This is a genomic window from Pseudosulfitobacter pseudonitzschiae (assembly GCF_900129395.1).
GTDB lineage: Bacteria > Pseudomonadota > Alphaproteobacteria > Rhodobacterales > Rhodobacteraceae > Pseudosulfitobacter > Pseudosulfitobacter pseudonitzschiae.
In genome coordinates, this window is record NZ_FQVP01000004.1 from 200,317 (window position 1) to 223,420 (window position 23,104).

The following is a 23,104-nucleotide window of genomic DNA, read 5'->3' on the forward strand; positions in this document are numbered from 1 at the left end:
CAAAGGGAGTTTGTCATGATTATTCAATGTTTGTTTTTGATCGCCGCCACCTGTGCCGGCCTGTCCTCCACTGCGCAAGCCGCAGATATGAAAACGCTGACCGTCGCGGGCGGTTGTTTCTGGTGCGTCGAGGCCGATTTCGAAAAGGTCAAAGGCGTGAAAGAAGCCGTTTCAGGCTTTGCCGGCGGCACCGTCGCCAACCCGACCTACAAACAGGTCGTGGCGGGTGGAACGGGCCATTACGAGGCGGTGCAGATCACCTATGACGCGGATGTGGTCAAGGCTGATACGCTGCTGAACCTGTTCTTCCGCTCGGTCGATCCGCTGGACGCGGGCGGTCAGTTCTGTGATCGCGGCGACAGCTACCGCACGGCGATCTTTGCAGCGGACCCCGAACAAAAACGGGCCGCGGAACAGGCCAAGGCCGCAGCCCAAGCGGCACTGGGCAAGCCCGTGGTCACGCCAATTCTGTCCGCAGCAGAGTTTTACCCCGCTGACGCCTATCATCAGGATTACTATAAACAATCCAGCCTGATCCTGACCCGCTTTGGCCCGAAATCCAAGGCCAATGCATACAAAGCTTACCGCGAGGCCTGTGGTCGTGACGCGCGGGTGAAACAGCTTTGGGGCAACGACGCGGCATTCGTGCCAGGCAGTTAACCCCGTTTGAAATCTTCGATGTCTTTCAGGTCGGGAATCACATCGGCGGTGCCGTGCCGCGTGACCATGATCGCCCCGGCAGTCATGGCCAGTTCAATCGCCTGAGCAATGGGCAGATCACGGTCCAGCCCTGCCACCAGATAGCCGGTGAACGTGTCGCCGGCACCCGTGGTGTCAACCGCGTCAACCTTGACGGACGGGTAATGCTGTCTGGTTTTGTGGATGTTGTCGTAATGGTCGCAACCCTCCGCACCGCGTGTCACCACGATCTGCGAAATGTGCAAATCGTCCAGCTCGGCGCCCAGCGCATCGCTCAGTTGCGCCGCCTCGACCGCGTTCAGCACCAGCATGTCCAGATAGGGCATGACCACCCGCACCGCATCCGCGTCAAAGGGGGCAGCGGCATAAACGACCTTCAGCCCCAGCTGGCTGGCCATCTGCGCCGCCTCGGCCTGACCGTTGGTTTCGTTCTGCATCAACAGCGTGTCGCCACGGTCCGCCGATGACAATGCCGCACCGATCATATCGCTGTCCAAATGGCTGTTTGCGCCTGTGTAGAGAATGATGTTGTTCTCGCCCGCGCCATCCACCGCGATGATCGCGTGACCTGTCTCGCCCGTCAGCCGCGCGATGTGGCGCACATCGACGCCGTATTCCATCAGCCGGTCCACAGTCCAGCCGCCATCAGCGCCCACCGCACCAATATGCGCCACACGCCCCGCTGCACGGGCGGCCGCAACGGACATATTCGCCCCCTTGCCACCCAGCCCACGCGTCACCTCGGTCGCGGCAAGTGTTTCGCCGGGCGCCGGCAAATGCGGCACCCGGTACACCACGTCGATATTGATCGACCCGAGATTCCAGATCGCCATCAGCCGACCTTGCAGGCCGCCAGCACAGCCATGTTCAGGATGTCGTTGGCAGTTGAAACCGTCGAACAGATCTGAATCGACCGGTCCACGCCGGACAGGATCGGCCCGATCACCGTGGCCCCGCCCATTTCCTGCATCAGCTTGACCGAAATGCTGGCCGAATGCCGCGCCGGCACCACCAGAATATTCGCAGGCCCCGTCAACCGCGAGAACGGATAGGCCTGTTGCGACTTGGCGTTCATCGCCACATCGACGGTCATTTCGCCCTCGTATTCGAAATCAACACCGCGCCGGTCCAGAACCTTGGGCGCTGCCGCCATTTTCTCGGCCCGCTCGGACACCGGATAGCCGAAGGTCGAGAAGCTGACAAAAGCGACACGCGGTTCAATCCCCAGATGCCGCGCCACGACGGCCCCGCGTTCGGCGATATTGGCCAGATCTTCCTCGTCCGGCCATTCGTGCACCAGCGTGTCCGCGATCAGCACGATGCGCCCCTTGTGCAGCAACGCCGTGATCCCTGCAGCGCCGTGTTCGGCATCGGCGTCAAACACCTTGTTGATCCGTTCCAGCACATGCGCCGATTTGCGCGTGGCTCCGGTCACCAGACCGTCGCCATGGCCATGCGCCAGCATCAGCGCCGAGAACACATGCCGGTCACGCGCCGCTAGGCGGTGAATGTCCGCCCGATCGTATCCGCGCCGGTTCAGACGGTCGTAGAGGAAGGTTTTATAGGTGGTCAGATGCTGCGTGTTGGCCGCATTGACCACCTCGATCTCGCGCACCGCATCTTCCAGGCCGGCCGCTTCCAGCTTGGCCTTGACGTCGCTTTCGCGGCCGACCACCAGCGCCTTGCCCAGACCGGACCTCTGGTACATCACCGCCGCGCGCAACACGCGTGGATCGTCACCCTCGGCAAAGATCATGCGCGCCTGTGCTGCACGGGCACGCGCGTTGATGCCGCGCAGGATGTTCGCGGTGGGGTCCATCCGTGATTTCAGCGACAGCTCGTAAGCTTCCATGTCGATGATCGGACGGCGTGCGGCGCCGGTGTCCATCCCTGCCTTGGCCACAGCCGTCGGAATGCGGTGGATCAGGCGCGGGTCAAAGGGCGTGGGAATGATATAGTCCCGACCAAATGTCAGGTTCCGGCCATAGGCCAGCGCGACCTCGTCCGGCACGTCCTCGCGTGCGAGCTGCGCCAGAGCGTGGGCACAGGCGATCTTCATCTCGTCGTTGATGGCGCGCGCGTTGATGTCCAGCGCGCCCCGGAACAGGTAGGGAAAGCCAAGGACGTTGTTCACCTGGTTGGGGTAATCGCTGCGCCCCGTGGCCACGATGGCGTCCATGCGCACCTCGTGGGCCTCTTCGGGCGTGATTTCGGGATCAGGGTTCGCCATGGCGAAAATCACCGGATTGTCCGCCATCGACGCGACCATCTGTGGTGTCACGGCACCCTTGGCCGATACACCCAGGAACACGTCGCAATTCACCATCGCCTCTTCCAGCGTGCGCAACTCGGTTTTCACCGCGTGGGCCGATTTCCACTGGTTCATGCCCTCGGTGCGGCCTTGATAAATCACGCCCTTGGTGTCGCACATGATACAGTTTTCGTGCCGCGCGCCCATGGATTTGAGCAATTCAAGACAGGCAATGCCCGCGGCCCCTGCCCCGTTCAGCACGATCTTGACGTCTTCGATTTTCTTGTTCGACAGATGCAGCGCGTTGATCAGACCGGCGGCGCAGATCACGGCGGTGCCGTGCTGATCGTCATGGAAAACGGGAATGTCCATTTCCTCTTTCAGACGCTGCTCGATGATAAAGCATTCGGGTGCCTTAATGTCCTCAAGGTTGATGCCACCAAAGGTCGGCCCCATCAGACGGACGGCGCGACAGAATTCGTCTGCGTCCTCGGTGTCCAGCTCGATGTCGATGCTGTTCACGTCGGCAAAGCGTTTGAACAGAACCGCCTTGCCTTCCATCACCGGCTTGGACGCCAGCGCGCCAAGGTTGCCCAGGCCCAGCACCGCCGTCCCGTTGGAAATAACCGCCACAAGGTTGCCCTTGTTGGTATAATCATAGGCGGTCTCGGGGTTTTGCGCGATTGCTTCACAGGGGACGGCCACGCCGGGCGAATAGGCCAGGCTCAGGTCGCGCTGGGTGGTCATCGGAACCGTTGCAGTGATCTCGAACTTGCCCGGCGTAGGCTCAAGGTGGAAGGCCAACGCCTCTTCCGCTGTGACTTTGGTCTTCGACATGTGCAACATTCCTCCAATGTGTTGACCCCTCATAACCGAGCGATCTTCCGCGCTCAATCAGCTTTGGCTTTCGCTCCGCCGCTGGCGTTTGTAAGGTCGCGCTGGTTTGCATGGGGGCAGGTATGACGGTCACGCCGATGATGGCGCAATTTCTGGAGATCAAGCAGGCGCACCCCGGTTCGCTGCTGTTCTACCGGATGGGCGATTTCTACGAGATGTTCTTTGACGACGCGGTCGCCGCCGCCGAGGCGTTGGACATCGCCCTGACCAAACGCGGCAAACACGACGGCGAAGACATCCCCATGTGCGGCGTGCCCGTGCATTCGGCCGAGGGGTATCTGCTGACGCTGATCCGCAAGGGGTTTCGCGTGGCTGTTTGCGAACAATTGGAAAACCCCGCCGAGGCCAAGAAGCGCGGCAGCAAATCCGTGGTAAAACGCGGCGTTGTGCGGCTGGTGACCCCCGGGACGCTGTCCGAGGATTCCCTGCTGAACGCGCGGCAACACAACTATCTGGCCGCCTTTGCCCAAGTCCGCGATGCCGCCGCGCTGGCGTGGCTGGACATGTCCACGGGCGCGTTCCGGGTGATGCCGCTGGACCAGATGCGGCTGGGGCCGGAACTGGCCCGGCTGGCACCGTCAGAATTGATCGTTATGGATGCGTCCGAGCCTGATTTGACCGAGTTAGTGTCTGATTTCGGGATTTCGATGACACCCCTGTCGCGCGCGACATTCGACAGCACCGGCGGCGAAAAGCGGCTGTGCGAATTGTTTTCCGTTCAGACGCTGGACGCCTTCGGCAGCTTTGACCGCGCGCAGATTTCCGCGATGGGCGCCATCGTCGAATATCTGAACATCACGCAAAAGGGCAAACTCCCGCTGGTGCGCCCGCCGCAGCAAGAGGACCAGTTGGGACAGGTCCAGATCGACGCCGCCACGCGGCGCAATCTGGAGCTGACCCATGCCTTGTCCGGTGGCCGCGCCGGATCGCTGCTGGCGACGATTGACAAAACCCTGACCGCAGGCGGCGCGCGTTTGTTAGAGCGGCGTCTGTCCAGCCCTTCGCGCAATGTGCGGATCATTCAGGACCGACTGGATGCGGTCGGTTTTTTCCTTGATAACAGTCTTTCGAATGCGCTGACCGAGCGGCTGCGCCATGTGCCCGACCTGGACCGCGCCCTGTCGCGCCTGTCGCTGGACCGTGGTGGGCCGCGTGACCTGACCGCCATTCGCGATGGCCTGACACAGGCAGCGGCAATCGCGCAGGACGGGTTGGGAACGGATGCGCCACAGGCCGTGACTGATGCGCTGACCCGTATGGGCGGCATGGACGACCTGATCGACCTGATGGACGACGCGCTGGTGGCCGAACCGCCCCTGTTGGCCCGCGACGGCGGCTTTATCGCGCCCGGTTATGACGCCGATCTGGACGAGGCCCGCACCCTGCGGGACGAGGGCCGGTCTGTGATTGCCGCCATGCAACAGGAGTTCGCCAAGGTCACCGGAATTTCATCGCTGAAGATCAAGCACAACAACGTGCTGGGCTATTTCATCGAAACCACCGCGACCCACGCCGAAAAGATGCTGTCGCCACCGCTGTCCGAAACCTTCATCCACCGGCAGACCACCGCGAACCAAGTGCGGTTTACCACCGTTGAGCTGTCCGAGATGGAAACCAAGATCCTGAACGCGGGCAATCGGGCGATTGAAACGGAAAAGCGGCTCTATCAAATGCTTTCCGACACTGTTTTGGCCAAAGCCGCCGAGATTTTCCAGACCGCCACCGCGCTGGCCGAACTGGATGTGTCCTGTGCCCTTGCCCGTCTGGCACGGTCCGAAGATTGGTGCCGCCCGCAAGTGGACGACAGCCGCGCGTTTGACATTGTCGGCGGGCGGCATCCTGTCGTGGAAAAATCCCTGCGCGATGGGTCGGGTGCGCCGTTTATCGCCAACGACTGCAACCTGACTGCCGAAGACGGATCGAACATCTGGCTGCTGACCGGTCCGAACATGGCTGGTAAATCGACCTTTCTGCGGCAGAACGCCCTGATCGCCCTGCTGGCACAAATGGGCAGCTACGTGCCTGCCACCACTGCCCGTATCGGCGTGATCAGCCAGTTGTTCAGCCGCGTCGGCGCCGCTGACGATCTGGCACGCGGACGGTCCACGTTCATGGTGGAAATGGTTGAAACCGCCGCGATCCTGAATCAGGCAGACGACCGGGCGCTGGTGATCCTGGACGAGATCGGCCGCGGCACAGCCACCTATGACGGCCTTTCAATTGCCTGGGCGACCTTGGAGCACCTACACGACGGCAACAAAAGCCGCGCGCTGTTTGCAACGCACTACCACGAATTGACCGCATTGGCCGGCAAGCTGGACCATGTCGACAACGCCACCGTCGCCGTCAAGGAATTCGACGGCGAGGTCGTGTTCCTGCACGAAGTTCAAAAAGGCGCGGCAGACCGGTCCTATGGCGTGCAGGTCGCACAGCTTGCCGGATTGCCGCCCTCGGTCATCGCCCGCGCCCGCACTGTGCTGGAGGCGCTGGAAAAAGGCGAACGCGAAGGTGGTGCCACGCAAAAGGCAATCATCGACGATCTGCCGTTGTTCAGCATGCAGGCCACCGCGCCCGCACCCAAAGCAGCGAAAAGCCCCGTGTTAGATTTGATTAGCGATCTGCATCCTGACGAGATGACGCCGAAACAGGCGCTTGACGCGCTTTACAAACTGAAAGAGGCGGCCAGAACCTGACCGCCTCTTCAAACTTTCAATTTCAAACGTATTAGGACGCGGGCATCGACGACACACCCACCTGAGCCGGGCGCAGCAAACGGTCGTGCAGCATGAACCCTTCGGCGGCAACCTGGATGATCTCGCCCGCTTTGGTGCCAGGCACGGGTGCCTCGAACATCGCCTGATGGTGCTGCGGATCGAACTTGTCACCCACTTCGGGCGCGATCACCTCGATTCCATGTTTTTTGAAAACACTCAGCAGTTCCCGCATGGTCAGCTCGACGCCTTCCAGCAATGGGCCGGCAACGCTGCGCTGGTCTTCGGTCGCCGCGTCAAGCGCGCGCTTCATGTTGTCGTACACCGGCAGCATGTCACGGGCCAGCTTAGAACCGCCATAATTCTCGGCCTCGCGACGGTCCTTGTCCGACCGTTTGCGTGCGTTTTCCGCGTCGGCCAGCGCCCGCATGAACCGGTCCTTCAATTGATCCCGCTCAGCGCGCAGCTGGTCCAGCTCCAATGCCTCGTCATCGATCTCGGCCATTTCATCCGCGTATGCGTCTGCTTCTGCCGCGTCGATGTCGTCCAGGAAATCGTTGTCTTTCGGCTCCGCCATTCTTCACCTCTAACTTTTATCGGTCAGCAATTTGCCCACCAATTGCGCCGTATAATCCACAATCGGAACGATGCGCCCATAGTTCAGCCGCGTGGGCCCGATGACCCCGACCGCTCCGATGATCTTTCGATCCGCGTTCATATATGGGGAAACCACCAGAGAGGAACCCGAAAGTGAAAAAAGTTTGTTTTCCGAGCCGATAAAAATGCGCACACCGTGACCTTCTTCCGTCAGTTCAAGGAATTCGGCGATGTCACGTTTGCGTTCCAGGTCGTCAAACAGCGTGCGGATGCGGTCCAGATCCTCGCCGTCGCCCGCGGCACCCAACAGATTCGACCGTCCCCGCACGATCAGCCGTTGATTCCGGTCGTCATCGCCATCCCAGACGGCCAATCCCTGTTGCACCAGTTCGGCGGCCAGGCTGTCGATTTCGCGGCGGCGTTTCTTGATCTCGACCTGGATCACAGACTGCACTTCGCCCAGCGTCTTGCCCTCGATCAGCGCGTTCAGAAAATTCGCGGCCTCACGCATCGAACTGGGCGTTTGTCCGGGCGGCGGCGTGAACAGCCGGTTTTCCACATGGCCGTCGGCCAGCACCAGAACGCCCAACGCGCGGTCGTGGCCCAACGAGACAAATTCGATATGTTTGATCGGCGCCTCGTGCTTGGGCGCCAGCACCAGCGACGCGCCCTGCGTCACGCCGGACAGCGCCGAACCGACCCGATCCAGCAATCCGGCCACGTCCCGTTCGCCCGCGCCGCGCGTTGCGTCGATCTTTTCTCGGTCGGCGGAATCCGGCAAGCCCACTTCCATCAACCCGTCCACGAACATCCGCAACCCGCGCTGGGTCGGGATACGCCCGGCGGACACGTGCGGGCTGTCCAGCAGCCCCATGAACTCCAGGTCCTGCATCACATTGCGAATGGTTGCGGCGCTGACCTTTTCGCTGAAATCCCGCGTCAGCGTGCGCGACCCCACCGGATCGCCGTTCGCAAGGTAACCTTCGACCACGCGACGAAACACTTCGCGCGACCGGTCATTCAACTCTTCAAGAATATTTGGTGTATCTGTCATATTTTGCCTCGACGTCGCCACTAGACGGGCTGGGTCACAAAAGGTCAATCGCACTTGCGTCACAGGCCCGTGGGGCGTTATCCCCGCTCCAACAGACACAAAGGATGTATCATGCGACCCTCGGGAAGAAAACTGGACGAAATGCGCGCCGTGTCCATTGAAACCGGCTTTACCAAACATGCCGAAGGGTCCGCTCTGATCAAGGTCGGGCATACCCATGTCCTGTGCACTGCGACAATAGAAGACCGCGTGCCGCCCTTTATCAAGGGGTCCGGACTGGGCTGGGTCACTGCGGAATACGGTATGCTGCCCCGTGCCACAAACACCCGGATGCGCCGCGAGGCCGCGATGGGCAAACAAGGTGGCCGCACCGTTGAAATCCAACGTCTGATCGGTCGGTCACTGCGCGCGGGCGTGGATCGTTCTGCACTGGGCGAGCGTCAGATCACCATCGACTGTGACGTGCTGCAAGCCGACGGCGGCACCCGCTGCGCGTCGATCACCGGCGGTTGGGTCGCGCTGAAACTGGCGGTGAACAAGCTGATGAAAGCGGGCGATATCGTCTCTGATCCTTTGGTAGACCCTGTTGCCGCTGTGAGCTGCGGGATTTATGCGGGCCAGCCGGTTCTGGATCTGGACTATCCCGAGGACAGCGAAGCTGGTGTCGATGGCAACTTTATCCTGACCGGCACGGGCCGGTTGATCGAGGTGCAGATGAGCGCCGAGGGCCAGACATTCTCGCGCGATCAAATGAACCAGCTGATGGATCTGGCGGAAAAAGGCGTGTCCGAACTGGTCGCCGCGCAAAAGGCAGCCACGGCATGACACGCAGATTCACCGGTGACAGGCTGTTGGTTGCCACACACAACGCCGGCAAGCTGGAAGAGATGGTTGCCCTGTTCCAGCCGCTTGGCGTGCAGGTCATCGGTGCCGCCGAGATGAAGCTGCCCGAACCGGAAGAAACCGAAACCACTTTTGTCGGCAACGCCCGGATCAAGGCACATGCAGCCGCGCAGGCGACCGGCCTGCCCGCGCTTTCGGACGATTCCGGTATTCAGGTGGATGCGCTGGATGGCGCGCCCGGTGTCTATACCGCCGATTGGGCCGAAACCCCGAATGGCCGCGATTTCCTGATGGCGATGACCAAAACCCGCGATCTTCTGGAAGAACGCAACGCCCCCGAACCCCGCACTGCGCGATTCTGTTCGACACTGGTGCTGGCCTGGCCCGACGGCCACGACGAAGTGTTCGAAGGTACGGTCGAGGGCACGTTGGTTTGGCCGCTGCGCGGCGAGATGGGGCACGGATATGATCCGATGTTTCAACCGCTTGGCCACGATGTAACCTTTGCCGAGATGACCTCTGAGGCCAAAAACGCCATCAGCCATCGCGCCAATGCGTTCCAAAAGCTGATTGCCGGCTGCTTTGACTGAAGATTGGCAAAACGGCGGCTTTGGGATTTACATCCACTGGCCGTTTTGTGCCGCCAAATGCCCCTATTGCGACTTTAACAGCCACGTTGCACGTACCATCGACCATGCGGCGTGGCGCGATGCCTATCTGGAGGAGATCCGCAAAGCTGCCGAACAGACGCCTGGGCGCATCGTGCACACCGTGTTTTTCGGCGGCGGCACCCCCAGCCTGATGGAGCCCTGGGTTGTCGCCGACATCATCGACGCGATCCGCAAACATTGGCCCACCGCCAACGACATGGAAATTACGCTAGAGGCCAACCCCGGCTCGGTCGAGGCGCAACGTTTTGTCGATTTCCGCGCCGGTGGTGTGAACCGCATTTCGATGGGCATTCAGGCACTGAACGATGAGGATCTGCGTCGGCTGGGTCGTATCCATTCCGCTGACGAAGCGCGTGCCGCTTTCGACATTGCGCGCAAAACCTTTGATCGGGTCAGCTTTGACCTGATTTATGGTCGGCAAAAACAAACATTGGCTGATTGGGAATCCGAGCTGAAGCAGGCTCTGGCCATGGCGATAGACCACCTTTCGCTGTATCAGCTGACCATCGAACAGGGCACGGCTTTCGGCGACCGATACAACGCGGGCAAGCTGGTCGGCCTGCCCGACGAAGACCGCGCCGCAGATATGTTCACCCTGACCCGCGACATCTGTGCCGATTTCGGCATGCCCGCATATGAGGTCAGCAACCACGCCCGTGACGGCGCGCAATCGCGGCACAACCTGATTTACTGGCGCTACGGAGATTACGTCGGCATCGGCCCTGGGGCGCATGGTCGCCTGACCCTGAACGGCCAACGGTTCGCCACCGAAGCGCCCACCAACCCCAAACGCTGGCTGGAAGATCTGCGGCAGCTGCCAAATGTTGCCCTTACCGGTGAAGATCAGGCCAACGAATTTCTTTTGATGGGCCTGCGCCTGACCGATGGCGTGGATCTGGCGCGTTTCGAGGCGCTTTCGGGGCGCTCTGTGGCCCCTGATACGCTGAAAAACCTCTCAGAGCTTGGTTTGCTCAATCAGAGAGGCAAGAATATTTCCGTTACAGAACAAGGTGTTAGCGTTTTGAACGGCGTTTTACGCGAATTGCTTGCGGATTAGCTTCCGCTGAGTATCCGGCACAATTCGTCCAGTTCTTCCAACGTCTTGTACGAAATCGACATCTGACCCGCCTCGGCCCCCGGCTTGTGCGACAGTTGAACCGTCATACCCAAAGCCGCCGAAAGATCGCCTTCGAGTGCCTTGGTGTCTGCGTCCTTTGTTTCGCCTGCCCGTTTGGAACTTTTGGGTGCGGTTTCTTCGCCCCGACCCTGCATGGATTTCACCAAAGCTTCGGTCGCGCGTACGCTCAACCCTTCGGCCACAACCTTCCTCGCGAGCGCTGAGGGATTATCCGCCGTGATCAACGCGCGTGCGTGGCCAGATGACAAATCGCCCTTGCGCACCAACTCGACCACATCGTCGGGCAATTGCAACAACCGCAACAGGTTCGCAATGTGACTGCGGCTTTTGCCCAAAGCCTCGGCCATCTTTTCCTGCGTATGGCCAAACTTGTCCATCAACTGACGATAGCCGACCGCCTCTTCAATCGCGTTCAGATCCGCCCGCTGAATGTTTTCGATAATCGCGACTTCCAACACTTCCATGTCGTCAAAATCGCGCAGAATCACTGGCAGTTCATGCAGCTTCGCCATCTGTGCCGCGCGCCATCGGCGCTCGCCGGCGACGATTTCGAATCCGCCATCTTTCTCGCGCACGATCAGCGGCTGAATCACGCCCTTTTCGGAAATCGACGCCGCCAGATCATCCAAATCGTCCTGCGTAAAACGTTTACGCGGCTGATCCGGGTTCGGTTTGACCTGTTCAATCGGAACCATCCGCACACCCGACGCAACGCTTTCCACGGTCGCCTTCTCGGCCTCGTTCACATCCGCCATCAGCGCCGAAAGCCCACGGCCGAGTCCGCGTTTCTTATCCTTGGGTACCATCTCAGGCCTCTACTTTCTGTCGTGCATTGTTCCGAATAAATTCAACCGCCAGGTCGCGATAGGCCCTGGCCCCCCGCGACGTGGGGTCATAGCTCAGCACCGGCATCGCAAAAGACGGCGCTTCCGACACGCGCACGTTGCGCGGGATCACAGTCTTGAACACCAGTTCGCCCAGGTTGTCGCGCGCGTCCTGCTCCACCTGCAAACTCAAGTTGTTGCGTTGGTCGTACATGGTCAACACAATACCTTCGATCCGCAGGTCCTTGTTTCCCGATTGCCGGACCTCTCGAACGGTCAACATCAATTGCGACAACCCTTCGAGCGCAAAAAATTCGGATTGCAGCGGCACCAGAACGGAATGCGCGGCAATCATCGCGTTCACCGTCAACAGGTTCAAAGATGGCGGGCAATCAATCAGCACATAATCAAAACCAAACGGGTCCATCTGGATCTGGCGCAGCGCATCATGCAACAAAAAGCTGCGTTTTTCGTTGGACATGAGTTCAAGATCCGCAGAGCTCAGGTCCACCGTCGCCGGTATGATAAACAGATTTGCCTCGGACGTGGGCAGGATCGCCTCGCCCAGGTCGACGTCTTCCAGCAACAACTCATAGGTCGTGAGAACCCGGTCGTCTACCTCGATCCCAAGCCCGGTCGATGCATTCCCTTGCGGATCAAGATCCACCAACAGAACCTTGCGCCCCTGCTCGGCCAGCGCCGCAGCAAGGTTGATCGACGTCGTCGTCTTACCAACGCCACCTTTCTGGTTTGCGATAGCCACGATCTTGGGTCCGATGGGGCGTGTTGGGTCAGACACGTTTCAACTCCTTGATCTGCAAAACGGCTGCCTGCGCGTCCGTATAGCTGGTGTGGGCAATACAATTAAATGTCCACGCTTTGCGGGCTGCATCAAGCTCTGACTGCCAGATTTCCCCTTTTGGGAACAGCGCTTGCCCTTCGGAAGACATATGTTGTGCAACAAACTCAAGCAAATCGGAAAGTTGCGACAATGCCCGCGCCGAAATAACGTCGGCATTCAAGGGCTCGATCTCTTCAATCCGTCGGGCCAAGACAGTCGCGTTCAGGCCCAGCTCGCGTATTGCGGTGCGCAGAAAGGTGGATTTTCTCTGGTCGCTCTCCACCAGAGTGAATTTGGTGTCAGGGGCTTCATGCTTCGCAAAAATCGCGCAAATGATGGCTGGAAAACCGCCTCCGCTGCCGAAATCGGCCCAATGCACAGATTTTGGCGCCAGCTTCCAAACCTGCGCCGAATCCCAGATGTGCCGGTTCCACAGCTCGGGCGCGCTGGAACGCGAAACAAGGTTGATCTTGGCATTCCATTTCAGAAAGAGATCGTGAAAACCTTGAAGGTCCTGCAATGTTTCACGTGAAACATCGCCAGCCAGCCAGTCCGGTATAATCGTCATGCGGATTTCTTCTTGTGCTGCCGCAGTTTAGCCAAAAGCAACGCCAAAGCCGCCGGCGTCATTCCTTCAACCCGCGCAGCCTGGGCGAGATTGCTCGGCTGGATGCGCTCAAGCTTTGAAGTCAGCTCGTTCGACAGACCACTGATACCCGCGTAAACGAATCCATCCGGAATCACATGCGCTTCGTCCTTTTGCAGGCGATCGATATCCTTTTGCTGGCGGTCAATGTAGTTTGCATAGAGCGCGTCACGGGCCAGTTGGATCTGAATTGCCGGATTGATGGTTTCCAGATCGGGCTGAACCTGAATAACATCGGAAAACTGAACATCCGGAAAGGCGAGAAGCTGATAAGGCGTCCGACGCGTGCCGTCCTCTTTGACCGCAATTCCAGCGGCGGTGATCTGCTTTGGCGAGTATTTCTCGCGCGTCATCGCCTGATAACCCGCCTCAAGCGCGTCGCGCTTGGCCTCAAACAGACGGCGGCGTTTTTCCGAAACCACACCCAGTTCAATCGCCTGCGGCGTCAGACGTTGGTCAGCGTTGTCGGCCCGCAGGGACAACCGGAACTCGGCCCGTGATGTGAACATTCGATAGGGCTCGGTCACACCGCGCGTTGTCAGGTCGTCAATCATCACGCCAATATAGCTGGTCCCACGCCCAAACTGCACAGGATCGCGCCCCTGCGCCAGACATGCGGCATTCAGGCCGGCAACCATTCCTTGGGCCGCGGCCTCTTCATACCCCGTTGTCCCGTTGATCTGCCCCGCCAGGAACAGATGCGACGTTGCACGCAGTTGCAACGTGGCGTCCAGCGCGCGCGGATCGACATAGTCGTATTCAATCGCATATCCGGGCTGCAGGATCACCGCTTCTTCCAACCCGACGATGGAATGGATGTAGTCTTGCTGCACATCGACAGGCAGAGAGGTTGAAATCCCGTTGGGGTAAACGGTGTTGCCCGTCAGGCTTTCAGGCTCCAGAAACACCTGATGCGAGGATTTATCGGCAAAACGCACGACTTTATCCTCGATCGAAGGGCAATAGCGCGGGCCTGTGCCATCAATATGGCCGCCATACATCGCGGATCGCGAAAGGTTTTTCGAAATAATTTCGTGCGTGCGTTCATTCGTGTGCGTGATACCGCATGATACCTGCTTGGCGGACAATTGCGTTGTTTCAAAGGAGAAAAACGCGGGATCATCGTCGCCCTTCTGTTCTTCGAGGATCGACCAGTTGATTGTGCGCGTATCCAAACGCGGCGGTGTGCCTGTCTTGAGCCTCCCCAATGGCAGACCAAAGCTGTCAATCCGCTCCGCCAGACGAACCGAAGCCTTGTCGCCCATACGCCCGCCCGAGCGCTTTTCTTCGCCAATATGGATAATACCGCGCAAGAATGTGCCGGTCGTCAGAACGACGGTCGTGCAGTCGATCAATGTGCCATCCGCAAGTTCAACGCCCGTCACCTGCGTACCGGACATTTTCAGGTCAACGACTTCGCCCTCGACCACGGTCAGGTTCGGCTGCGCCAAAGTGGCCGCAAGCATCTCCCGTTGGTATATTGCGCGGTCGGCCTGGGCACGTGGGCCTTGGACCGCTGGGCCTTTGCGGCGGTTCAGCAGACGGAATTGGATACCGGCCTTGTCCGCGACCTTCCCCATGACACCATCCATGGCGTCAATCTCGCGCACCAAGTGGCCCTTGCCCAAGCCACCAATCGCCGGATTGCAGGACATGACGCCGATGCCGGCCAACGTCATCGTCACCAGCGCCGTATTCGCCCCCATCCGCGCAGCCGCGTGGGCGGCCTCTGCTCCTGCATGGCCACCACCGATTACCAGAACGTCAAAATGTTTCACGTGAAACACTCCTGTCATTTACCCAGGCAGAAGCTGGAAAAGATTTCATCCAGCAGGTTTTCTACATCGATGCGACCCACAAGGAATTCAAGGCTGCGAATCGCGATCCGCAATTCCTCTGCTGCCAAGTCATAAACCTCTGGACCCTGTTTGACGAGGTCTTGCGCGGTCTCCAAAGCTGCAACGGCGGATTGCAGCGAGGTCCGGTGACGTGCACGCGAGGTCAGGCCCGCCTGTGCCACTTTGTCGGCAAAGACAGCTTTCACAGCCTGTACCAGATCCGTCACACCAGCGCCCGTCACACCGGACACCCCTGTCCCGTCGCTCCGCAGGTCAGCCTTGGGAGCGACGACAATATCTTGTGGCCACGGCGTCAACGGCAGCGCAGATATATCATCTGTCAGAAACACCCGCAGGTCTGCCGTTCGGGCACGGGCGATGGCGCGTTCGATCCCGATCGCTTCCACATGATCGTCGCTCTCGCGCAAACCGGCGGTGTCCAGGAATGTCACTGGCAAACCATCCAGATCCATGCGCACTTCGATCACATCGCGGGTGGTGCCCGCGAATTCCGAGGTGATAGCAGCATCACGACCAGCTAACGCATTGAGAAGAGTAGACTTTCCCGCGTTTGGCAGGCCCACGATAGCCACTTCGAACCCGGAACGCACCCGTTCGGCCACATAGGACCGCGAAACCTCGTCCGACGCTTGCAAAATAACCTCGGCAAGCAGATCGACGACCTCTGGCGCCACATCAACCGGCACATCTTCATCGGCGAAATCAATGGTGACCTCCAGCAACGACGCTGCATGGATCAGCCGCGTGCGCCAATCCTCGACAACTTTGCTCAGCGCACCCTCGACGGTCTGCATCGCCTGGGCCCGTTGGAATTCCGTTTCGGCGTCGATCAGATCGGCCAGCCCTTCGACCTGCGCCAGGTCCATCTTGCCGTTTTCCAAGGCGCGGCGGGTGAATTCGCCGGGTTCGGCCAGCCGCAGCCCTTCGATCCCGCCCAGAACGGACAAGACCCGTTGCAGGATGGCGATGCTGCCGTGCAGATGCAGTTCGATCACGTCTTCACCGGTGAAACTGTGCGGCGCGGCGAATGTCAGGACCAGAGCACGGTCCAACAGTTCGTCACCCGCACGCAGGGCGCGGACAGCAAAGCAACCCGCGTCAGGCAGCGCACCGCAAAGCATCTGACCCGCGTGATGCGCCGACGGACCAGACACGCGCACAACGGCCACGCCCGCGCGGCCCTGCGCGGTGGCAAGGGCAAAAATCGTATCCATCGGTCACGCCCCCAAGGGTCAGGTGTTCATGGAATCGAAGAAATCCGAATTCGTCTTGGTCTGCTTCAACTTGGAAATCAGGAACTCGATGGCATCGGTGGTGCCCATCGGGTTCAGGATGCGACGCAGGACAAAGGTCTTGGCCAGATCGTTCTTGTCGACCAGCAGCTCCTCTTTCCGTGTGCCGGATTTCAGGATGTCGATGGCCGGGAACACGCGTTTGTCCGCGATCTTGCGATCCAGAACGATTTCCGAGTTACCGGTGCCTTTGAATTCTTCAAAGATCACCTCGTCCATCCGGCTGCCGGTGTCGATCAGCGCGGTTGCGATGATGGTCAGGCTTCCGCCCTCTTCGATGTTCCGCGCCGCACCAAAGAAACGTTTGGGGCGTTGCAGGGCGTTGGCGTCCACACCACCTGTCAGAACCTTGCCCGACGACGGCACAACGGTGTTGAACGCGCGGCCAAGGCGGGTGATCGAATCCAGCAGGATCACAACATCGCGCTTGTGTTCGACCAACCGCTTGGCCTTTTCGATGACCATTTCCGACACGGCGACGTGGCGCGTTGCCGGCTCGTCAAAGGTCGAGCTGATAACCTCGCCCTTGACCGACCGCTGCATGTCGGTGACCTCTTCGGGCCGCTCGTCGATCAGCAGGACGATCAGATAGCATTCGGGATGGTTGCGTTCGATGCTGTTGGCGATGTTTTGCAGCAGAACGGTTTTACCGGTACGCGGCGGGGCCACGATCAGCGACCGCTGGCCTTTGCCGATGGGCGACACCAGGTCGATGATCCGCGCCGACCGGTCCTTGGTCGCGGGCTCGTCGGTTTCCATAGTCAGACGCTCGTCGGGATACAGCGGCGTAAGGTTGTCAAAGGCGATCTTGTGACGCGCCTTTTCGGGGTCTTCGAAGTTGATGTTCGCCACATCTGTCAGCGCGAAATAGCGTTCGTCATTGTCAGGCGCGCGAATGCCGCCGTCGATGGTGTCACCGGTGCGCAGCGAATATTTGCGGATCATCTCGGGCGACACATAGATGTCGTCGGGGCCGGACAGATAGTTCGCCTCGGGCGAGCGCAGGAAACCGAAACCGTCTTGCAGCACTTCCAGCACGCCGTCGCCGGAGACCTCCCAGCCTTCGTCCGCGCGTTCGCGCAGGATCTGGAACATCATCTCGCCCTTGCGCATGGTCGAGGCGTTCTCGATCTCAAGCTCTTCGGCCATCGCCAGAAGATCTTTGGGGCTGTTGGCCTTAAGCTCGGCCAGAGTCAGGCATTCAACTGTTTCAGGTGCGTCGATGGTTTCATCTGTCATGCAAACACGTAGCAGCCGGCGCGAACCTGGCTGTCCTTGATCAAATATATCGCTAGATGCGGTCCCCGAACGGGGTGCTTAAGCCCAGATAGGCAATAGCACCGTCAGAGTCAAATAATTCAGAACTTCACCACCACGGACAGCACGATCACGACCATCAACAGCGTCGGCAGTTCGTTCATCATCCTGTAGGTGCGGCCGGTTTTCAGCCCCTCGCCCGCGACAAAGTTCTTGCGTTGGCGTGCCAGCCACATGTGAAACCCTGTCATTGCCAGAACCGACAATCCCTTGGTCCACGGCCAGATCATATCCCAGCCGACAATCCCCGGTGTCATCACCAGCAGCAGCCCAAAGAGCCAGGTCGCGATCATCGCTGGGTTCATGATCACCCGCAGCAGCTTTTCTTCCATGACGAGGAACAGGTCATGGCTGGGCCCGCTCAGCCCTGCGGTTTCAACGTGATGGATGAACAGGCGCGGCAGATAGAACAGCCCCGCCATCCACGCGATCACCGACATGATGTGCAACGCTTTGATGTAGGGATACCAGTTGCTCAGAATATCGGACATGGGGCCTCCTGCGATCGGCTCCTTACTAATAATATATATAAGATAAAAGAAAGGATGATGATGACGTAGTGACGTCAAAATCTGTGGATTATCTGTTTGTACACCTGGTTATGAACAGTGGGACAATATTTCTCCCGGAATGGCAGATTTGGGAGTAACCGAATTTTACGTTTTATTTTCAAATGTTTGCAGATTCACCATCCGTAAACCGTCGTGGATAACTTTGTGGACAGTGTCACAACAAATGTTTCATCAACAGGCGCTGTCTTATCCTTGTGCATGGGGGTACAAACGCCCTGAAGTTCGCCAAGAAGCCGGCGAAATTCGGGATTGAACCCGCAGCGTAGAATTCCCACAAAAGGACCAACGCAGCTGCACATGGTTTTCACACAAGGTTATCCACATGCCACAGTCCATCATCCTCGCCTCGGGGTCGTCCATACGGGCGGATATGCTGACACAGGCCGGTGTCGCTTTTGAGGTGATGAAACCACGCGTTGATGAAGAAAGTGTAAAGGCGGGGATGCTGGCCGAGCAGGCCAAACCGCGCGACATTGCCGACACGCTGGCCGAGATCAAGGCGCGCAAGATCAGCGACAAGATGCCCGGCGTCTTTGTCCTGGGCTGTGATCAGGTGCTGGATCATCGGGGTACGTTGCTGTCGAAACCTGAAACGCCCCAGGAGGTTGTCAGCCAGCTGACCGCCCTGCGCGGCGACACGCACAGTCTGTTGTCGGCAGCAGTCATCTGCGAAAACGGCGAACCGATCTGGCGGCACATCGGGCAGGTCCGCGTGCGGATGCGGGATGCATCCGACGCCTATATTCAGGACTATGTCGACCGCAATTGGGACAGCATCCGTCACAGCGTTGGCGGTTACAAGATAGAAGAGGAAGGCGTGCGGCTGATGGCCAGCATTGAAGGGGATTACTTTAGCGTGCTGGGTATGCCACTTTTGCAGCTTCTGGCCTTTCTGACCGTCCGAGGAGTTGTGCAGGCGTGACCCAGACAAAGATACCCTTGGCGGGCGTGATCGGCGCCCCCATTGCCCATTCGAAATCACCACAGCTTCAGCATCATTGGCTGAGAGCATTGGGGCTGAAGGGGCACTATATCCCGATGCATGTAGAACCCGAAGATCTGGAAACGGTGCTGCGCACGCTGCCGCAGATGGGGTTCGTGGGCGTGAACGTCACCATCCCCCACAAAGAGGCCGTGTTGCAGATCGCCGACATAATCACCGATCGCGCCACGCTGATCGGGGCCGCGAACACGATCATCTTTCGCAAGGACGGCAAGATTCAGGCCGACAATACGGACGGTTACGGTTTCATCGAAAACCTGAAAACCGGTGCGCCGGACTGGGTGCCGCAATCCGGTCCCGCCGCCATCATCGGCGCGGGCGGTGCATCGCGCGCAGTGGTGGCCTCGTTGCTGGATGCAGGCGTTCCGGAAATCCTGCTGACCAACCGCACCCGCGTGCGGGCCGACCGTGTGGCGTCCGACTTTGGCAACCGCGTGCAGGTTTATGACTGGGTTCAGGCCGGCAACATGCTGGACGATGCCGTGCTGACCGTGAACACCTCGTCGCTGGGGATGATCGGCAAGCCCGAGATGCGCATTCCACTGGACGGGCTGCGGCGCGGGACCGTGGTGACGGATCTGGTTTATACGCCGCTGAAAACCAAGTTCCTGGCAACCGCCGAAGAGCAAGGCTGTGTGGTGGTCGATGGTCTGGGGATGCTGCTGCATCAGGCGGTGCCGGGGTTCGAGCGTTGGTTCGGTCAGCGTCCCGTTGTGGACAGTGCAGCGCGTGCGGCGGCCCTGAGATGAGCTTTCGTCTGGGACTGACAGGGTCGATTGGCATGGGCAAATCGACCACGGCGCAATTGTTCGCTGAAGCGGGCTGTGCCGTGTGGGATGCCGATGCCGCCGTGCACCGGATTTACGGCAAGGGCGGCATCGGGGTGGAACCGATGCGCGCGCTGGAGCCGCGTGCAGTGATCGACGATACGGTATCGCGCCCGTCCCTGCGTGCGCTGATCGCCGAGGACCCGACGTTGCTGGAGCGGATCGAGAAAATCGTGCATCCGCTTGTGGGTCAGGACCGGCAGGCATTCATCGACACGGCGCAGGCCGACATCTTGGTATTCGATATTCCGCTGTTGTTCGAAACCGGCGGCAACGCGCGGATGGACGCGGTTGTATGTGTCTCTATTCCGGCGGAATTGCAACAAAAGCGGGTGATGGAACGCGGGACCATGACGCTGGAGCAGTTCGAGCAGATCAAGGCAAAGCAAATGCCCAACGATGACAAGGTCGCACGATCCGACTATGTTGTGATCACCGATACGATGGACCACGCCCGCGCACAGGTTCAGGCCATCGTAAACACCATCAAGGCAGGCTTATCCAATGCGTGAGATCGTTCTGGACACCGAAACCACGGGCTTTGATCCCTTCAGCGGCGACCGCATCGTCGAGATCGGCGCGGTCGAGCTGATGGGGCATATGGCGACAGGCAAGACCTATCACCAATACATCAACCCCGAACGCTCCATGCCAGACGAGGCGTTTCAGGTGCACGGGCTGGGCGACGATTTCCTGCGGGACAAACCCAAGTTCGCGGCTGTCGGTCAGGCGTTCCTGGACTTTATCGGCGACGCCAAGCTGGTGATCCACAACGCCGCCTTCGACATGAAGTTTCTGAATGCCGAACTGAAATGGATGAACCTGCCCGAGATCCCCTATGACCGGGCCATCGACACGCTGGAAATCGCGCGCAAACGCTTTCCCGGCTCGCCCGCATCGCTGGATGCGCTGTGTCGCCGGTTTGGCATCAACAATGACGCGCGGACCCTGCACGGCGCTTTGCTGGACAGTGAAATTCTGGCCGAGGTCTATCTTGAACTGATCGGTGGCCGCCAACCCGATTTCGGACTGTCCACGGCAGGGTCGCAAAAGTCGGATACCGACCTGCCCGACTGGACACCCAGACCACGGCCAACGCCGCTTGCGTCACGTATTACAGAAGAAGAAGCACAGGCCCATGCCGCATTCGTCGAGAAAATGGGCAATGCGGCCCTGTGGGCGAAAGGCTGAAGGCCGCCTGACGGCCCTCAGCATCCGTTTACTTACGCGTCGGCCTTGGGCGGGTTTTCCGCTTGGCGACGTGCGATTTCGTTGCGGTACATGGCAATGAAATCAATATTTTCCAGGTTCAGCGGCGGGAAACCACCGTCACGGGTGAGGTCGCTGACAACGCGGCGCAGGAACGGGAAGATCATGCGCGGGCATTCGATCAGCAGAAACGGGTGCATCTGGTCTTCGGGTACGTTTTCGATGTGGAAAATACCGACATAGTCGATTTCCAGCACGAACAGCGTGCTGTCGCCGCCCTTGGCCTTGGATGTCACGTTCAGCTTGATCGCCGATTCATATTGGTTGTCGGCGGTGCGCTTCTTGGCGTCAAGGTTGACCTGAACCTGCACATCGGGCTGCACATCCTGCGGTGCGCCTTTCTGTGCCATGATGTTTTCGAACGAAACGTCGCGAATGAACTGGCCCAGAATGCGCATCTGCGGTTGCGCCTGTTGCTGCGGTGCCTGACCGTCGGTTTCAGCCATTGAAGTCTCCTGTTGAAATGCGTTTTTTCCGCTTTAACAGGTTGGGGTCACCTGCTCAATGCCATGCCTTACGGCTTGGTCCAGCCCGAGGGACCCTGATGTTCGTCCGCCTGTGGCGTCACGTCCTGATAGTCGGCGTCGATGACATCGGGGCGGTGCGGGTGGCGTTGTGGTCCCTGCCCGCCCGCGGCGAAACCGGTCACGTTGATCCGGCTGCGCACGGTCTGGAACATCCACGACCGCACCTGCGGGATCATCAGGGCCAGCCCGATCGTGTCGGTGAAGAATCCCGGCGTCAGCAACAAAGCGCCTGCAAACAGGATCATCGCCCCGTGCACCAGCGGTTCGGTCGGATCGGTCAGCTCGTTCATCGAAGACCGCAGCTTTTCAATGGTCCGCAAGCCCTGCTGACGCATCAGGTAAGTGCCCAATATCGCAGTGGTGATGACGATGAACAGGGTCCATCCCAGACCGATGGCACCGCCAATCTGGATAAAAAGCGTAATCTCGATCAATGGCACAGCGAGAAATGCCAAAAACAACCACATACAAACGATCCTTTCCTGTGGGCGCGGTGGACTTGGTGCGCCCCAGCCCCTACATAATAACCAACACTGCGGGTTACCACTTTTCCGCCTGAAAGAGGTTTTTTCAATGCAAGCGCCCTTAATCCAACTGTTGGTTCTGGCTGGCATCGCCATTTTCCTGATCCTGCGCCTGAAAAGCGTTCTGGGCACGCGCGAAGGCTTTGAAAAGCCGCCCGTGACCAAAGAACAGACAGGCGCCATGCGTCCCGAGTTCGAAGTGATCGAAGGCGGCCCCGATCTGGATATCACCGATCATGTTCCCGAAGACAGTGAGGCAGCCAAGGCGCTGGCCGCGATGAAGCGCGTCGAACCATCGTTCAACGTCTCCGATTTCCTGGGCGGCGCACGCGGGGCCTATGAAATGATTGTCATGGGCTATGAAAAGGGTGAACTGGCACAGATCCAGCCGTTCCTGTCGGAAGAAATCTATGAAAGCTTTGTCGATGGCGTGGCCGCACGCGAGGATCAGGGGCTGACGATTGACGCGAACTTTATCGGCGTCAGCGAGATCAAGCTGACCAACGCCACCTTTGACGCCAACACCAACGAGGCCGAACTGACCCTTCGCTTTGTTGCCGAACTGACCTCTGCCGTGCGGGACAAGGGCGGCGATATCGTGGAAGGCAGCACAACCGAAATCAAACGCCAAAAGGACACCTGGGCCTTTGCGCGGACAATGGGTTCGGATGATCCAAATTGGCTGCTGGTTTCCACAGACGCGTGATCTGGCGGCGCGTTGTCGCCGCGATCCTTTTGGGGG

General features: G+C 59.4%; 23 protein-coding genes. 10 read left to right on the top strand and 13 right to left on the bottom strand.

What is annotated here, in order from left to right; genetic code table 11:
- Nucleotides 1-15 precede the first annotated feature (15 nt).
- Complete coding sequence (msrA, locus tag BUC08_RS12780; protein ID WP_143186739.1) at nt 16-660, top strand: peptide-methionine (S)-S-oxide reductase MsrA; 645 nt, start codon at nt 16-18, stop codon at nt 658-660.
- On the opposite strand, the gene BUC08_RS12785 is transcribed toward msrA, so the two are convergent.
- Both BUC08_RS12785 and BUC08_RS12790 read right to left on the bottom strand, forming a co-directional pair.
- Nucleotides 657-1,532: a ribokinase gene (locus BUC08_RS12785; protein WP_037922648.1), complete on the bottom strand. Its 876-nt coding sequence runs from the start codon at nt 1,530-1,532 to the stop codon at nt 657-659. The two genes, msrA and BUC08_RS12785, sit on opposite strands and share 4 nt — an antisense overlap.
- Nucleotides 1,532-3,787: an NADP-dependent malic enzyme gene (locus tag BUC08_RS12790; RefSeq protein WP_037923414.1), complete on the bottom strand. Its 2,256-nt coding sequence runs from the start codon at nt 3,785-3,787 to the stop codon at nt 1,532-1,534. Before BUC08_RS12790 ends, BUC08_RS12785 begins: the two co-directional genes overlap by 1 nt.
- A gap of 122 nt (nt 3,788-3,909) precedes the next feature.
- Between BUC08_RS12790 and mutS the strand changes: the two genes are divergently transcribed.
- Nucleotides 3,910-6,540 carry a DNA mismatch repair protein MutS gene (gene mutS / locus BUC08_RS12795; RefSeq protein WP_037922650.1) on the top strand — a complete coding sequence of 877 codons (2,631 nt, stop codon included), beginning with the start codon at nt 3,910-3,912 and terminating at the stop codon, nt 6,538-6,540.
- Nucleotides 6,541-6,571: 31 nt separating this feature from the next.
- On the opposite strand, the gene BUC08_RS12800 is transcribed toward mutS, so the two are convergent.
- Nucleotides 6,572-7,135, bottom strand: coding sequence for a nucleotide exchange factor GrpE (locus BUC08_RS12800; RefSeq protein ID WP_037922653.1), 564 nt, complete (start codon nt 7,133-7,135; stop codon nt 6,572-6,574).
- A 9-nt stretch (nt 7,136-7,144) separates the two neighbouring features.
- Nucleotides 7,145-8,209: a heat-inducible transcriptional repressor HrcA gene (gene hrcA, locus BUC08_RS12805; RefSeq protein ID WP_037922655.1), complete on the bottom strand. Its 1,065-nt coding sequence runs from the start codon at nt 8,207-8,209 to the stop codon at nt 7,145-7,147.
- A gap of 111 nt (nt 8,210-8,320) precedes the next feature.
- Here hrcA and rph point away from each other — a divergent pair, with 111 nt between their 5' ends.
- The 3 genes from rph to hemW are packed head-to-tail and all read left to right on the top strand — an operon-like array spanning nt 8,321 to nt 10,780.
- On the top strand, nt 8,321-9,034 hold the full coding sequence (rph, locus tag BUC08_RS12810; protein ID WP_037922657.1) for a ribonuclease PH: 714 nt from the start codon (nt 8,321-8,323) through the stop codon (nt 9,032-9,034).
- Nucleotides 9,031-9,642 carry an RdgB/HAM1 family non-canonical purine NTP pyrophosphatase gene (gene rdgB / locus BUC08_RS12815; RefSeq protein ID WP_037922659.1) on the top strand — a complete coding sequence of 204 codons (612 nt, stop codon included), beginning with the start codon at nt 9,031-9,033 and terminating at the stop codon, nt 9,640-9,642. The genes rph and rdgB overlap by 4 nt, the downstream gene beginning before the upstream one ends.
- Nucleotides 9,635-10,780, top strand: coding sequence for a radical SAM family heme chaperone HemW (hemW, locus tag BUC08_RS12820; protein ID WP_037922661.1), 1,146 nt, complete (start codon nt 9,635-9,637; stop codon nt 10,778-10,780). The genes rdgB and hemW overlap by 8 nt, the downstream gene beginning before the upstream one ends.
- On the opposite strand, the gene BUC08_RS12825 is transcribed toward hemW, so the two are convergent.
- From BUC08_RS12825 to BUC08_RS12855, 7 genes are all read right to left on the bottom strand, one after another.
- Nucleotides 10,777-11,667, bottom strand: coding sequence for a ParB/RepB/Spo0J family partition protein (locus BUC08_RS12825; protein ID WP_037922663.1), 891 nt, complete (start codon nt 11,665-11,667; stop codon nt 10,777-10,779). The genes hemW and BUC08_RS12825 overlap by 4 nt on opposite strands.
- A gap of 1 nt (nt 11,668) precedes the next feature.
- Nucleotides 11,669-12,484 (bottom strand): ParA family protein, encoded by an 816-nt coding sequence (locus BUC08_RS12830; protein ID WP_037922665.1) that lies wholly within the window; start codon nt 12,482-12,484, stop codon nt 11,669-11,671.
- The gene (gene rsmG, locus BUC08_RS12835) at nt 12,477-13,094 is read right to left on the bottom strand and encodes a 16S rRNA (guanine(527)-N(7))-methyltransferase RsmG (protein ID WP_037922667.1); all 618 of its coding nucleotides are present in this window, start codon (nt 13,092-13,094) and stop codon (nt 12,477-12,479) included. Before rsmG ends, BUC08_RS12830 begins: the two co-directional genes overlap by 8 nt.
- Nucleotides 13,091-14,950, bottom strand: coding sequence for a tRNA uridine-5-carboxymethylaminomethyl(34) synthesis enzyme MnmG (gene mnmG, locus BUC08_RS12840; protein ID WP_037923417.1), 1,860 nt, complete (start codon nt 14,948-14,950; stop codon nt 13,091-13,093). The genes rsmG and mnmG overlap by 4 nt, the downstream gene beginning before the upstream one ends.
- Before the next feature lie 14 nt (nt 14,951-14,964).
- A complete protein-coding gene (gene mnmE, locus BUC08_RS12845) occupies nt 14,965-16,245 on the bottom strand; it encodes a tRNA uridine-5-carboxymethylaminomethyl(34) synthesis GTPase MnmE (protein ID WP_037922669.1) in 1,281 nt (426 codons plus the stop codon).
- A gap of 18 nt (nt 16,246-16,263) precedes the next feature.
- A complete protein-coding gene (rho, locus tag BUC08_RS12850; protein ID WP_037922671.1) occupies nt 16,264-17,562 on the bottom strand; it encodes a transcription termination factor Rho in 1,299 nt (432 codons plus the stop codon).
- Nucleotides 17,563-17,681: 119 nt separating this feature from the next.
- A complete protein-coding gene (locus BUC08_RS12855; protein ID WP_037922673.1) occupies nt 17,682-18,131 on the bottom strand; it encodes a CopD family protein in 450 nt (149 codons plus the stop codon).
- Between the two features lie 403 nt (nt 18,132-18,534).
- Here BUC08_RS12855 and BUC08_RS12860 point away from each other — a divergent pair, with 403 nt between their 5' ends.
- Genes BUC08_RS12860 through dnaQ form a run of 4 tightly spaced genes read left to right on the top strand, consistent with a single transcriptional unit; the run spans nt 18,535 to nt 21,233 of the window.
- The gene (locus BUC08_RS12860; protein WP_037922676.1) at nt 18,535-19,134 is read left to right on the top strand and encodes a Maf family protein; all 600 of its coding nucleotides are present in this window, start codon (nt 18,535-18,537) and stop codon (nt 19,132-19,134) included.
- Nucleotides 19,131-19,964 (top strand): shikimate dehydrogenase, encoded by an 834-nt coding sequence (locus BUC08_RS12865; RefSeq protein ID WP_037922678.1) that lies wholly within the window; start codon nt 19,131-19,133, stop codon nt 19,962-19,964. Before BUC08_RS12860 ends, BUC08_RS12865 begins: the two co-directional genes overlap by 4 nt.
- On the top strand, nt 19,961-20,554 hold the full coding sequence (gene coaE, locus BUC08_RS12870; protein ID WP_037922684.1) for a dephospho-CoA kinase: 594 nt from the start codon (nt 19,961-19,963) through the stop codon (nt 20,552-20,554). The genes BUC08_RS12865 and coaE overlap by 4 nt, the downstream gene beginning before the upstream one ends.
- Entirely contained in the window at nt 20,547-21,233 is a 687-nt protein-coding gene (gene dnaQ / locus BUC08_RS12875) for a DNA polymerase III subunit epsilon (protein ID WP_037922686.1), read from the top strand. The genes coaE and dnaQ overlap by 8 nt, the downstream gene beginning before the upstream one ends.
- Before the next feature lie 32 nt (nt 21,234-21,265).
- Here dnaQ and secB read toward each other — a convergent pair whose 3' ends face one another.
- Nucleotides 21,266-21,757 (bottom strand): protein-export chaperone SecB, encoded by a 492-nt coding sequence (secB, locus tag BUC08_RS12880; RefSeq protein ID WP_037922687.1) that lies wholly within the window; start codon nt 21,755-21,757, stop codon nt 21,266-21,268.
- Between the two features lie 68 nt (nt 21,758-21,825).
- Entirely contained in the window at nt 21,826-22,305 is a 480-nt protein-coding gene (locus tag BUC08_RS12885) for an FxsA family protein (protein WP_037922690.1), read from the bottom strand.
- A gap of 106 nt (nt 22,306-22,411) precedes the next feature.
- Between BUC08_RS12885 and BUC08_RS12890 the strand changes: the two genes are divergently transcribed.
- The gene (locus tag BUC08_RS12890; protein WP_037922692.1) at nt 22,412-23,068 is read left to right on the top strand and encodes a Tim44/TimA family putative adaptor protein; all 657 of its coding nucleotides are present in this window, start codon (nt 22,412-22,414) and stop codon (nt 23,066-23,068) included.
- Nucleotides 23,069-23,104 lie beyond the last annotated feature (36 nt).